The organism is Bradyrhizobium quebecense (genome assembly GCF_013373795.3).
GTDB lineage: Bacteria > Pseudomonadota > Alphaproteobacteria > Rhizobiales > Xanthobacteraceae > Bradyrhizobium > Bradyrhizobium quebecense.
In genome coordinates, this window is record NZ_CP088022.1 from 7,621,535 (window position 1) to 7,633,894 (window position 12,360).

At 65.8% G+C, this 12,360-nt stretch carries 11 protein-coding genes; 4 read left to right on the forward strand and 7 right to left on the reverse strand.

Annotation, left to right across the window (positions count from 1 at the left end; translation table 11 throughout):
• Nucleotides 1–4: 4 nt before the first annotated feature.
• From HU230_RS36495 to HU230_RS36505, 4 genes are all read right to left on the reverse strand, one after another.
• Nucleotides 5–286 (reverse strand): helix-turn-helix domain-containing protein, encoded by a 282-nt coding sequence (locus HU230_RS36495; protein WP_176534050.1) that lies wholly within the window; start codon nucleotides 284–286, stop codon nucleotides 5–7.
• Nucleotides 283–372 carry a type II toxin-antitoxin system RelE/ParE family toxin gene (locus tag HU230_RS43895; protein WP_338077325.1) on the reverse strand — a complete coding sequence of 30 codons (90 nt, stop codon included), beginning with the start codon at nucleotides 370–372 and terminating at the stop codon, nucleotides 283–285. The genes HU230_RS36495 and HU230_RS43895 overlap by 4 nt, the downstream gene beginning before the upstream one ends.
• Nucleotides 351–533 carry a type II toxin-antitoxin system RelE/ParE family toxin gene (locus HU230_RS36500; protein ID WP_338077326.1) on the reverse strand — a complete coding sequence of 61 codons (183 nt, stop codon included), beginning with the start codon at nucleotides 531–533 and terminating at the stop codon, nucleotides 351–353. The genes HU230_RS43895 and HU230_RS36500 overlap by 22 nt, the downstream gene beginning before the upstream one ends.
• A 67-nt stretch (nucleotides 534–600) precedes the next feature.
• Complete coding sequence (locus HU230_RS36505; protein ID WP_176534049.1) at nucleotides 601–2,331, reverse strand: ATP-dependent Clp protease adaptor ClpS; 1,731 nt, start codon at nucleotides 2,329–2,331, stop codon at nucleotides 601–603.
• A 324-nt stretch (nucleotides 2,332–2,655) separates the two neighbouring features.
• On the opposite strand from HU230_RS36505, the gene HU230_RS36510 reads away from it, so the two are divergent.
• The 4 genes from HU230_RS36510 to HU230_RS36525 all read left to right on the forward strand — a co-directional run bounded on the left by HU230_RS36510 (nucleotide 2,656) and on the right by HU230_RS36525 (nucleotide 8,212).
• Nucleotides 2,656–4,995: a mechanosensitive ion channel family protein gene (locus tag HU230_RS36510; protein WP_176534048.1), complete on the forward strand. Its 2,340-nt coding sequence runs from the start codon at nucleotides 2,656–2,658 to the stop codon at nucleotides 4,993–4,995.
• A 410-nt stretch (nucleotides 4,996–5,405) separates the two neighbouring features.
• On the forward strand, nucleotides 5,406–6,506 hold the full coding sequence (locus HU230_RS36515; protein WP_176534047.1) for an LLM class flavin-dependent oxidoreductase: 1,101 nt from the start codon (nucleotides 5,406–5,408) through the stop codon (nucleotides 6,504–6,506).
• 79 nt (nucleotides 6,507–6,585) lie between these two features.
• Entirely contained in the window at nucleotides 6,586–7,140 is a 555-nt protein-coding gene (locus HU230_RS36520; protein ID WP_176534046.1) for a flavin reductase family protein, read from the forward strand.
• Between the two features lie 316 nt (nucleotides 7,141–7,456).
• Entirely contained in the window at nucleotides 7,457–8,212 is a 756-nt protein-coding gene (locus tag HU230_RS36525) for an SDR family oxidoreductase (RefSeq protein WP_176534045.1), read from the forward strand.
• Between the two features lie 9 nt (nucleotides 8,213–8,221).
• On the opposite strand, the gene HU230_RS36530 is transcribed toward HU230_RS36525, so the two are convergent.
• From HU230_RS36530 to HU230_RS36540, 3 genes are all read right to left on the reverse strand, one after another.
• Entirely contained in the window at nucleotides 8,222–8,626 is a 405-nt protein-coding gene (locus tag HU230_RS36530; protein ID WP_176534044.1) for a hypothetical protein, read from the reverse strand.
• The gene (locus HU230_RS36535) at nucleotides 8,626–10,059 is read right to left on the reverse strand and encodes a hypothetical protein (RefSeq protein WP_224943962.1); all 1,434 of its coding nucleotides are present in this window, start codon (nucleotides 10,057–10,059) and stop codon (nucleotides 8,626–8,628) included. Before HU230_RS36535 ends, HU230_RS36530 begins: the two co-directional genes overlap by 1 nt.
• 231 nt (nucleotides 10,060–10,290) lie before the next feature.
• On the reverse strand, nucleotides 10,291–12,156 hold the full coding sequence (locus HU230_RS36540) for a sigma-54-dependent Fis family transcriptional regulator (protein ID WP_176535252.1): 1,866 nt from the start codon (nucleotides 12,154–12,156) through the stop codon (nucleotides 10,291–10,293).
• Nucleotides 12,157–12,360: the final 204 nt, after the last annotated feature.

Consider the following 12,360-nt stretch of genomic DNA (forward strand, 5'->3'; position numbering starts at 1 on the left):
AGCGTTACGCTGCCAAGAGCCGGATCTGGAACTTGCTGCCGGTTGCCTTGGCAAATCGCAACAACGTCTTGGTACTTGGAAGCGTCTGGCCGCTTTCGAGCCGGGCGATGGTTGATTGGCTAGTGCCCATCTTGGCTGCTAGCTCGGACTGCGACAGTCCCGCACGCTGACGCGCCTTGAGCAACTCGGCAGCGATTTCGAACTCAGGCGCGAGCGCATCGTATTCCGCCCGGACCCTCGGATTGGCCAACAGGCGCGCCTTGAGCTTTTCGAACGGTATCGTCATGTGACTTCCTTTGCCCGCCGCAGCGCCAACTCAACCTCACCCGGTGGCGTCTTCTGGGACTTCTTCACGAACGCGCGGACGACCACAACGCGCCGACCAAATGCTTCACATGCGGTTCACCCAGACTTTCCAGCCCAGCGGCAGCAATGCGCTCTGAAAGGCGGATGAAACGCGCCTGCATGTCGGCTGGTAGCGCCGCGATATCTTCCACGACGACCTCGTTGAGGATTTCGACGCTCCAGGACATCGCGGAGGATATCTCATTTTTGAGATAGGGGAAAGCGGCAATCCGCCTTGGATGCGCTGTGCCTTCGTCACCCCGCACTCATTCCCTGCGCGCCGCCGAGCAGCTTGGCGTTGAGCCGGCCGCCGTCGAACAGCATTTCACTGACCGCGCCGTCGAGGTCGGAGGCGGTGACGTGCCCGCCGCCATTGCCAGCGATGCTGGCCTGGGCGAGACGGCGCATCAGCTCCTTGATGAAGGCGGCGCTGACGCCTTCGGTGCGTCGTACGGCCTCGTCGATGACGGGCTGTTCGAGCGGCAGGCCCTTGCCATAGAGTCGGATCAGCTTGCCGCGCCCGGTCTCGTCGGGCAGCGGCACCTCGATCGCCTGGTCGATGCGGCCGGGCCGGCCGGCCAGCGCACTCTCGAGCTCTTCGGGGCGGTTGGTGGTCAGCAGGAACAGGATGTCGCAATCCTCCTTCAGGCCGTCCATCTCGTTGAGCAGCTTGTTGAGCAGGGATTCCTCGCACGGCCCGCCCATGTCCTCGCGGTCGCGTGCGATCAGGTCGACATCCTCGATCACGACCATGGTCGGCTGCAGCAGGCGGGCCAGGTTCATATAAGCGCCGAGCAGGCCGACCTGCTCGGCGGTGATGATCAGCGTGGTGTGATCAGGCAGGTTGGTGGCGAGATAACGAATGGTGTGGGTCTTGCCGGTGCCGGGCGGGCCGTAGAGCAGGATGCCCTTGCGGGTCGACTGCCCGAGCTTGCGCAGCAGATCGCGGCTTTCGACAAAGCCGAGCACGTTGCGGTCGAGCAGCCGCAGTGTCCGCTCCGGCAGGATCACGTCATCGCGTGCAACTGTCGGCAGGCGATGCACGGTCACGCCGCGCGAACGGCCGCGATAGTCCGAACCACCCTCCAGCGAGAGTATCTTGCCGCGGTAGGATCGCGCGGCGTGGACAGCGGCTTCCAGCGCGGCAAAGGTCGGCTGTACGAAGGCATCGCCGGCCGTGCCCGCCGGCAAAGCGATCTCGATCCGAACGGCGGGTTCGCGGTCATATTCCCGATGATAGGTCAGCAGCACGGCGTAGCGTAGCGTGCCGGACCGGCACAGCCACAAACCGTTGACGAGACATTTCACCGGCTCGGGCTCGCCGATATCGACGTCCTGGTACTGAGGAGGTGCGATCGCCGGCGCATTGCGGCTGTCCTTCATCAAGGACGCAAATCCAATCGTCTCGTAGCGGTATTCCTCATGGATCCCGAAGAAGTGGATCGGGTCGGTGAGCAGTCTGTCGATCGCGACCTGAACGTCGGCACGCATGTGGCCTGGAAACTGGCGTGCCCGCGTCACGATCAGGTTGCGCGACACGCCGGCGAAATGCCAGTCGAGCGCAACAAAGGCGTATCGAAACTCGTGGCTCGGCAATTCTTCCGAGCTGCGACGCGCGGCGAGCAGGCAGTCCGTACATAGCGAGGCCGTCGTGCCGGAGAGAATAATCTCCGTCACGGCCTTCGGGGCTTCGCACAGATCGCAGGGGCGGCTGGCATCGGCGGACTCGCTCGTGATCATCAACGGGTGGCCGTTGGAGCGGATCAGCCACTTGGCGCTGTTGAACATTGCTCGAGCGACGGCGCCCGGATAGGGGCCGCACGGAACAGCGCCCCTGGCCTCGATCAGTGCAGCGGTAGCGATGGCTTCCTGCTGGGATTTCCCGAATACCGTGCGCAGCAGGTCCTGCACGAACTCCAGCGGCGTCTCGCCGTCGTCGTGAATGAAGAGCTGGACCGGACCGTCATCGGCAAAGACGTCGTGCATGAGGCCTCCGAAACGCAACTGAAACCATAAGAACAAAATAAGAACATCATGGCGGCGGCTGTGCGTCAAGCGAAAGATTATCCCGCCTCAGCCCTGGCGTGTGGCGCGCCGATCGGCCGGCTCGGCCCCGAACGCCCGCATGCGTAAACGCCGCTCAACACCTGTGACGATTGTGTTGCGGCAAATGCCAAGAGATGGTCGTCGCAGCAGCAAACTTCCGACACATCATCAAGGCGAAAAGGGGCGATCCGACATGGCGCGAGCGCGAGAGCAGAGTCCCCCCGGGGATCTGCGGTCGCGCAATTATTTTAATAAGAGGCCCTCGTGTCGCACAAACTTCGCTTTGCGCTTCTCCTCATCCTCACCCTGTTCGTCTCGCCCGCGCTTGCGCAGCCGGCTGCCAAGCCGGCGCCGCCGCAACCGAGTACCAGCGACGCACTGACGCCGGAGCAGGCGAAGCGTGCGCTCGAGACGCTGCAGGACGACAAGAAGCGCGGCGAGATCATCAACACGCTGCGCGCCATCGCCAATGCCTCGCCGCAGGCGGCCGCGCAGCCGGCGTCCGAGCAGCATTCGCCGATCCCGCTCAGCGCGGACAGCCTCGGCGCGCAGCTTCTGCTGATGGTCTCGGAGCAGGTCGGCGAGATGTCGCGCGAGGTCGCCGACGTGGCGCGCACGCTGACGCATTTCCCGGCGTTCTATTACTGGTTCCTGCGCACCGCCAACGATCCGGCCGCCTATGGCCTCATGATCGACATCGCCTGGAAGCTGGCGCTGGTGCTCGGTTGCGCGCTGGCAGCCGAATGGGTGGTGTTCCGCCTGATCAAGCGGCCGGTCGCGTTCCTTGAAGCGCGGCTGCCGCAGACCGCGCGCGTGCCGGTGCAGGCGCTCGCCAGCGCCGATCCGCCGTCGTCGGTTGCCGACGTCACGCCGGAGGGCGATCTGCATCGCCGCCGGCTCAGCCTGGCGCGGGCCTGGCAGTCGCTGGTCCGGCTGCCTTTCGTGCTCGGGCGCCTCGTGCTCGAGCTGCTGCCGGTGGTCGTGTTCCTCAGCGTGGCCGCCGCGCTGCTCAGCACCGAGATCGGCAATCAGTCGACCACGCGGCTCGTGATCCTCGCGGTGATCAACGCCTATGCCTTCTCGCGCGCGCTGATCTGTGCGGTGCGCGCGCTGGCCGGCCCGTTCGGCCTGATCCGCGTTCGTGCCGAGACCGCGGCCTATATCGAGATATGGGCGCGGCGCATCGTCGCCGTCGGGGTCTCGGGGATCTGCTTGGCCAATGTCGCATTGCTGCTTGGGCTGTCCCACGCCGGCTACGCCGCGCTGCTCCGGCTTGTGATGCTGGTGGTGCACCTCTTCATCGTCGTCATCATCCTGCAATGCCGCCGCCAGGTCGCCGACGTCATCCGCGCGCCGGCCGATCGCACCGGCCTTGCGGCGCGGACGCGCAATCGTCTCGCTTCGCTGTGGCATGTGCTGGCGATCGCGCTCGATCTCGCGCTGTGGGCGGTGTGGGCGCTCAACATCCGCAACGGCTATTCGCTGCTGCTGCAATATTTCGTCGGCACCGTCGCGGTGCTGCTGGTCACCCGCCTCGTCACCATGGTGGTGCTGAGCCTGATCGATCGCGGCTTCCGCATCAGCCCGGACCTGATGCAGCGCTTCCCGGGGCTCGAGACCCGCGCCAACCGCTATCTGCCGCTGCTGCGCAAGGTGGTCACGGCGGTGATCGCCGTGGTCGGCTTCGTCGCGCTGCTCGAGGTCTGGGGCGTCGATGCCGTCGTCTGGTTCTATGGCGGCCAGATCGGCTCTCGCCTGATCTCGGCCCTGGTGACGATCGGCATTGCCGCGCTCGCCGCGGCCGTGATCTGGGAAGTCGCCAATGCGTTGATGGACCGGCAGATCGATACGCTGTCGCGCGACGGGCATTTCGCCCGCGCCGCACGCCTGCGCACCTTCCAGCCGATGCTGCGCACCGCGCTGTTCTGCATCATCGTCGCGGTGGTCGGGCTCACCGCGCTCAGCGAGATCGGCGTCAATGTCGCGCCGCTGCTCGCCGGCGCAGGGATCGTCGGCATCGCGATCGGCTTCGGTTCGCAGAAGCTGGTGCAGGATCTCATCACCGGGCTGTTCCTGCTGCTCGAGAACACCGTGCAAGTCGGCGACACCGTCACGGTGTCGGGCCTGTCGGGCGTGGTCGAGAACGTCTCGATCCGCACCATGCGGCTGCGCGCCGGCGACGGCTCGGTGCATATCGTGCCGTTCAGCGCGGTGACCACGATCACCAATGCCAGCCGCGGTGCCGGCAATGCCGCGGTCAGCGTCAACGTGTCCTACAAGGAGGACACCGATCGCGCCGGCGAGGTGCTGAAGGACATCGTCGCCGGGATGCGCCAGGAGACGGCGTATCGCGCGCTGATCCGCGGCGATCTCGAATTGTGGGGCGTCGACAAGGTCGACGGCTCGGTCGTGACCATCGTCGGCCAGATCCGCTGCACCGACGGCGGCCGCTGGTCGGTACAGCGCGAGTTCAACCGCCGCATGAAGCGGCGCTTCCAGGAGGAAGGCATTGAGATCGCCTCGATGGGCCAGACCATCCTGATGCAGCTTCCCGCGCCCTCCGAGCTGGATACAAACAAGCTGCCGCGCCGCGCCGCGGGCTGATCCCTTTATCTTGCTCCACCTCTCCCGCTTGCGGGGGAGGTCGGATCGCATCGCAGATGCGATCCGGGTGGGGACTCTTTCCACGATGTGACTCGCTGAGATACCGCCACCCCAACCCCGCAAGCGGGAGAGGGAGCACAGTCCCTTGGCGGCGGCCGCTCCAGCTTGATCCCAGTTCGCCGTAACTGCTGAGCGTGTTGCGCGTCTCACGGTTGCGACACCGTCTCGCGACGATGAGACGACAAAGGGCCTCGCTGGACCCGAGGCATGGCTCGCACTTGGCCGAAAACGCCGCCTTTCTCCTCCTCTCCTGCGATTTCCACGCTGGCACAGCGCTTGCTCAACGCATCTTCGAATGCGCGGCAAGACGCATTGCATGACTGAATCTCAAGGGAAGGAAGGAAACGCACATGGAGCTTGGCTACTTCACCATGCCCTCGCACCCGCCGGAGTGCGGATTGAAGGAGGGCCACGACTGGGACCTGCAGACGCTGCGCTGGCTCGACGAGCTCGGCTATCAGGAAGCCTGGATCGGCGAGCATCACACCGCGCCGTGGGAGCCGCACCCGTCGCCCGATCTCCTGGTCGCGCAGGCGCTGCTGCAGACCAAGAACATCCGCATCGGACCCGGCGGCTTCCTGTTGCCGTATCATCACCCGGCCGAACTCGCGAACCGCGTGGCGATGCTCGACCATCTCTCGAACGGGCGGCTGAACTTCGGCGTCGCGGCCTCGGGCCTGCCGAGCGACTGGGCGATGTTCAACGTCGACGGCATGTCGGGCCAGAACCGCGACATGACCCGCGAGGCGCTCGAGATCATCCTGAAGATGTGGTCCGAGCCCGGACCGTGGACGCACAAGGGCAAGTACTGGACGGTGTCGAAGCCGGACACGATGTTCGACTTCCTCAAGCCGCACATCAAGCCACAGCAAGCGCCGCATCCGCCGATCGGCGTCGCCGGCCTGTCGAAGAATTCCGACACGCTCAAGCTCGCCGGCGAGCGCGGCTTCATCCCGATGAGCCTGAACCTCAACCCGGCCTATGTAGGCAGCCACTGGGACTCGGTGGAAGCCGGCGCGGCCAAGACCGGCCGCAAGCCGAGCCGCAAGGATTGGCGGCTGGTGCGCGAGGTGTTCGTGGCTGATACCGATGAGGAGGCGTGGAGGCTGTCGACCGGCGACATGATGGGCCGGATGATGGGCGAGTATTTCCTGCCGCTGCTCGGCCATTTCGGCTTCAAGGACTATCTGAAGCACGCCCCCGACGTGCCCGACAGCGACGTCACCGTCGAATATTGCGCGCGCCGGAATTGGATCGTCGGCTCGCCCGCGACCGTCACCGAGAAGATCGAGAAGATCTACCGGGAGGTCGGCGGCTTCGGCGTGCTCTGCGTGTTCGGCTTCGACTACAAGCACAAGCCGGAAGCCTGGCGGCACTCGCTGGACCTGCTCAAGAACGAGGTGATGCCGCGGCTCAAGCATCTCGGCGCCGAGTTCGAGAAGGCTGCATGACAGATAGGCGGGGTGCGGGGCTTGCCTCGCACCCTGCCTCGCATATCTTAAGCGTGGTTTTTCGCATCAGGGTCAGGGCATGACGGTCGACGCACAGAGTTTCAAGCAGGCGATGCGGCATTGCGCAGGCGCAGTGGCGCTGGTGACGGTCGGCCGCGAGCCGGGGCAGCGCACCGGCCTGACGGTGACCTCGGCCTGCTCCCTGTCGGACAATCCGCCCTCGGTGCTGGTCTGCGTCAACCGTAATGCCAGCGCGCATGAGCGCATCCGCGCGGAGCGCCATTTCGTCATCAACTTCCTGAACGAGGACCACGCGCTGCTGGCGCTGACCTTCTCCGGCCAGAAGGGCGTCAACGGCGACGACCGCTTTGGCTTCGGCCGCTGGACCACCGGCGCCACCGGCGCCCCGGTGCTGGAGGATGCCGTCGCGGCGTTCGATTGCGTGCTGGCGCAGGAGCTTGAGACCAAGACCCATTCGATCTTCATCGGCGAAGTCCAGCATGTCCGCGCCGTGACCACGGTCGATCCGCTGATCTATCTGCGTAGCGGCTTCCAGAGCGTGCGCAACATCCACGATCCGATCACGCTTGGCGACGTCGACGCGCGGCGCGTGAGCTGGAACGAGTTTTCCTGAAGCCGCGACGAGCGGCACGGCTCCCCAAGTCAATCAGCACTGCTGACCAATCCTGATCAACTTCACGAACGCGCCATCAATGCGAGCGGCATGATATAATTGCCGTCGCGCATGCAGGAGCGATCGATACGGCGGCGCGAGTTCTTCAACTCTCCTCGTCAGCCGCACGTCCGCGCGATCTCGCTTTGCGAGCCCGCAACGTTCGTCGATATGTCGATCAACCGCTGCGCTCATCGCGCTTGCCGCCAGCAAGCTTGAAGCACAAGCGCGTCCCGAGATCGCCAAATCTCTAGTCATCGACAAGGGAGACCAAATCATGAAGATCGTTGTGATCGGCGGCACCGGACTGATCGGCTCCAGGACCGTTGCCATTCTGCGTCAACGCGGCCACGACGTTGTCGCCGCTTCGCCCAAGAGCGGCGTCAACACCATCACCGGCGAGGGGCTCAAGGAGGCACTGGCCGGCGCGGCTGTCGTGATCGACCTGGCCAACTCGCCATCATTCGAGGACAAGGCGGTGATGGCGTTCTTCGAGACTTCCGGACGCAACCTTCTGGCGGCGGAGGCGCCGGCCGGCGTCAAGCACCATGTCGCGCTCTCGATCGTCGGAACCGACCGCACGCCCGAGAACGGATACTTCCGCGCCAAGGTCGCCCAGGAAAAACTCATCGAGGCGTCCGGCATCCCCTACACCATCATCCGCGCGACGCAGTTCATGGAATTCGTCGGAGCCATCGCCGATGCGGGTGCAGTTGGAAACACCATCAGGCTCTCGCCCGGCCTGTTCCAGCCGATCGCGGCGGAGGATGTGTCCGCCCTTGTGGCCGATGTGGCGCTCGAGCCGCCACGCAACGGTATCGTCGAGATTGCCGGACCGGAACGCGCGCCATTCAACGAAATCGTCGCCCGCTACCTGAAGACGATCGGCGACCCGCGTCAGGTGGTGCGAGACCCTGACGCGCTCTACTGGGGCGGCCGGGTCGAGGAGCACTCGCTGGTGCCGTTGGGCGAGGCGCGCCTCGGCCGCATCGATCTAAGCGAATGGCTGCGCCGCTCGCGGCCGGCAGCCTGACGGGAGCAGCTACTTGAGCCACACCAGCAGCGGGACGGGCGCGCGGCCCTCGCAGGACAGCGTGCCCTCGTAGTTGTGCGTCTTGCGGGCGCTGTAGGTGCAGGGCGCGCCGTCCAGCACGAGTTCGGCCGTCACCTGCGAATCCGCACCCGTGAGTTGCAGCCGGATCTCTCCGGCGCGTTCCTCGGGTCCATCCTGGGCGCAGATTCCGACATGCTTCATCTTCAGCGGTCCGGAGAACTGCTTGCGCGCATCCGGTCCGCTTTCGGTGAGATGCCCGGTCAGCTCCCATTCGCCGAGCACGCCGGCCTGGCCGAGGATCTCCATCGCACCGAGCGGCGGCACGTGGCAAAGACAGAGCGCAACGGCGCCGAGCAGCGCCGCACCACCGTTGCGCCATGTCGTCCGCGGCATCACAGCTTGCTTCCGGTTGTCTGGCGCAATTCGATCAGCTCCGGCCTCGACAGATCCGCATCCGCAGTGAGCCGGGCGATTTGATCAGCACATTCCCGGGTCTTGGCCTGATCGCCGGCCGCCCTGGCGCTCTTGATCATCCCGACATAGGCCGCGAGCCGATTAGGCTCCTTCTTGAGCACGGCCTCGTAGGCGGCGAGCGCGTCGGCGGCCTTGCCGCGATCGAGCAGCATGGCGGCGTAGAGCTCGCGCGCCGGCGCGAGCGGCCCGGGCGTGACGGGATGCTTCTCGGTCTTGTCTTCCGCCTCCGCGGCGGCATTCATCGCGCCGAGCGCCTCGTCGTATTTGCCTTCGGCGTACAGCACCCAGGCGCTCGCGATCTGCTGCTGGATGTCGACGATGTTGGACCAATAGGCATCCTTGGCGTCTTTCAGCTTGTCGCGCAGCTCGGCGAGCTTGGCGACATCGGCCTTGGCGGCCGCCGGATCACCGGAGCGCGCGGCGCCGACCGCCCGCGCGAAATAGGTGATGGCGTCCGCATAGGCGTATTTGGTCGGACGCACTTCAAGCGCGGCGGCTCCCTTCCAGTCGCCGCGTTCGAACACATAGCGGGCCTGGCTTGCCGCCACCGCGTAAGGCCCGGCGAACCGATCCTGCTTGAACTCGAGCTTGCCGAGCTCGTCGACCACCGCGCGCGCCTCCTTGTCTTGCCCCAGCTGCAGATAGGCATAGACCAGATAGTCCATCGCGTGCGCCTGATCCTGCTGTTCGCCGTCTTCCTTGGCGATGCGCGCGGATTCCTTGTTCGAAGCGATCGACTCCTTCCAGTAGCCGACGCGCGTGAAGATGTGCGACGGCATGTGCTGTGCATGCGGCGCGCGTTCGGCGATCTTGGCATAGCGCATCGCCGCGGGGAGACCCTTCTCCGCGAGCGCCGGATAGTCGTAGAGGTGGATCAGATAATGGGCGATGCCGGGGTGCTCGGGCTGGCGCTTGAAGATCGGCTCGAGCAGCGCCGCGCCCTTCAGCTGGTTGGCATAGGTCTTGTCGGTAGGGGATGCTGCGACGTTGAGCGTGATCGCATAGGCGATCTGGGCCTCGTCATCGTCGGCATAGTGCGTCGCGACCTGCTCTTCGGCCGCGAGGAATCGCTGCACGCGGGTGCGGTGATCGACCTTGTCATAGTCGACATACATCGCGGCGATCGCGTCGATGTATTCCCGCTCGCGCGGGGTGTTCGCACCCAGCGCCTGGCCTTTCTTCACGGCTTCGAGGCCGAGCGGAAGGTTCTCCGGCGGCGGCGGCCCGTGTGGATTGTAGAGATAGCTGAGCGCGATCCCCCAATAGGCGATGGCGCATTGCGGGTCGGCATCGAGCACCTCCTCGAAGGTGCGTCGCGATGCGCTGTACCAGAACGAATGCTGATACAGCATGGCGCGATCGAACGCCTCCTGCGCTTCCGGTTTGCAGGATGTCGCAAAATGGACTTTGCCCAATCGTTGTTCAGTAGAATCCGAGGCGGCAGGCTGCGAAATGGTCGCGGCAACCAAGCCAACGACCACAGCGAGGGGAAACCGTGTCATGGGACCCGCTCCGTGGCGTTGAATGAAAGGCGTATGATAACACCGTTCCCGCGCCGCCGGAACAGGAGGTGCGCTTCCGGTCTAGCTGTCCAGCTCGATCCCTAACGCCTTGATCTTCCGGTACAACGTCGCGCGGCTGAGCCCGAGCGCCTTGGCAGCGTCCGTCACTCTTCCGTCATTGGTGCGCAATGCCTCGACGATCGCGGTACGCTCGGCCGCCGCATGATCGGCCCCCACGTTGCGCGTGCCGACCGGCGGCAGGTCGAGATCGGCCTCGGTGATGACGCCGCCCTCGGCGGTGGCGCCTGCGAGCCGCAGCACGTGGCGGAGTTGGCGCATGTTGCCGGGGAACGGATAGGCGATCAACTGTGCCCAGGCATCGGCCGAGATGCGGCAGTGCGGCGCTTCCTCGTCGGCGATCTGCGTGATGATGTCCCTGCGGTCGGCGCGTTCGCGCAAGGCGGGCAGCCGGATCTCCATGCCGCGCAGCCGGTAATACAGATCGGAGCGGAAGCTGCCGTCCTCGGCCATCCGCGCGAGGTCGCGATGGGTCGCACTGATCAGGCGAATGTCGACGGCGACCGGCTTCAGCGCGCCGAGCGGCCAGACCTCGCGATTTTCCAGCACGCGGAGCAGCCGCGTTTGCAGCGACAGCGGCATGTCGCCGATCTCGTCGAGGAACAGCGTGCCGCCAGAGGCCTGCACGATCAGCCCCTTCGATCCCTCGCGCCGCGCGCCGGTGAAGGCGCCGGCCTCGTAGCCGAACAACTCGGCGTCGATCAGGCTCTCCGGCATCGCCGCGCAGTTCAGGGCGACATAGTTGCGGCCGGCGCGATTGCTGGCCGCGTGAATGGCGCGCGCGAACACGTCCTTGCCGGCGCCGGTCTCGCCCCGCAGCAGGATCGGCAGATCGAGATTGCCGACCGTCATCAGCCGCTTCACGCCCTTGGTCAGCACGGGATCGCGCCCCGCCAGCCGGTGCAGGCCGGAAAACTGTCCGGCCGGCGCCTCGCGCGACGGTGCCGGCAGCGGGCGGGAGACACGCGCGCGCACCGGCGGCGCCACGCGGCCGCGGCCCCATGGCGTGCCGTCGGCCCGGCGCAGCGTGACCGGTTCGTCCGCGGAACGCGCCGCGCGATCGTCCAGTTGAATCAGATGCGACAGGTCGATGCCGTCATCGATCATCGCATCGGTCAGCCCGAACTCGCCGCGCGCGGTGCGACAGGCGCCGACGACGCGGCGGTCGTCGTCATAGGCGAGCATGCCATGCCCGTCGCCGGGCAGCGTCGCGATCCAGGAGGCGCGGTAGCGCCGGCGGAAGAACGACTGCTCGATCCGCCGCGTCGCCTCCGCGGTGACGGCGAGCGCCAGTTCATGCGCGCTGCGGCCGAGATCGCTGCGGCAGGAGGAGATGTTGACGGCGCCGGCGAGCCGGCCGGCATGGTCGAACAGCGGCGACACCGCGCAGGTGAACATGTGCCACTGCTCGCGGAAATGCTCGTCGCCATGCACGATGATCGGCCGCTGCTCGGCGAGCGCGGTGCCGAGCCCGTTGGTGCCCTCGAAGGTCTCGGCGAAGTTCGAGCCGGTGTAGATTTTCCACTCCAGGAACATCCGCGCGTAGTCGCCCCCGGGCAGGCGGCTCACCAGCATCGTGGCGTTGGGATCGGCGAGGTTGACGCAGTAGCCGCTATCGTGGAGCAGGCGGGCAAGATCCTCGAGCTCCGGGATCGCGACCTGGATCAAATCCTCCATCGGTTCGGCGATGTGCCGGACCTCGGCTTCGGTCAGGGTCTGCGGCGGCCCGCGCCGGGCCGGATCGAGGTTGTGATTGACCACGCAGCGCCGCCAGGACGCAGCAATCCGCGCCTCGGTGTCGACGCCGGCCACCTGATTGGCCGCCGATAAAACACGGGCGACGTGATTCGAGGCCGAAAGATTGGCTATCCAGAGGTCTCCACCCCTAATTTTCCGCGAAGTCTGGCACCCCGACAGCGAATGTCAATTGGCCGACGGGGTCGCGGGGAAGGGAGGTTGGGTGGACGTGGGGAGCGTCGGGTGGATTAGCGAAGCGTAATCCGCCATTCCGCGTGCGGTTCTGGCGAAGATCATTCAGGCTGCACGGTGTGAGTAGAGACGAACGGCTCTAAC

Excerpts from the sequence above, each read along its gene's own strand:
- HU230_RS36515 (WP_176534047.1), top strand. The coding sequence starts at position 5,406 with ATGGAGCTTGGCTACTTCACCATGCCCTCGCACCCGCCGGAGTGCGGA.
- HU230_RS36525 (WP_176534045.1), top strand. The coding sequence starts at position 7,457 with ATGAAGATCGTTGTGATCGGCGGCACCGGACTGATCGGCTCCAGGACC.
- HU230_RS36520 (WP_176534046.1), top strand. The coding sequence starts at position 6,586 with ATGACGGTCGACGCACAGAGTTTCAAGCAGGCGATGCGGCATTGCGCA.
- HU230_RS36530 (WP_176534044.1), bottom strand. The coding sequence starts at position 8,626 with ATGCCGCGGACGACATGGCGCAACGGTGGTGCGGCGCTGCTCGGCGCC.
- HU230_RS36505 (WP_176534049.1), bottom strand. The coding sequence starts at position 2,331 with ATGCACGACGTCTTTGCCGATGACGGTCCGGTCCAGCTCTTCATTCAC.
- HU230_RS36495 (WP_176534050.1), bottom strand. The coding sequence starts at position 286 with ATGACGATACCGTTCGAAAAGCTCAAGGCGCGCCTGTTGGCCAATCCG.
- HU230_RS36500 (WP_338077326.1), bottom strand. The coding sequence starts at position 533 with ATGTCCTGGAGCGTCGAAATCCTCAACGAGGTCGTCGTGGAAGATATC.
- HU230_RS36535 (WP_224943962.1), bottom strand. The coding sequence starts at position 10,059 with ATGCTGTATCAGCATTCGTTCTGGTACAGCGCATCGCGACGCACCTTC.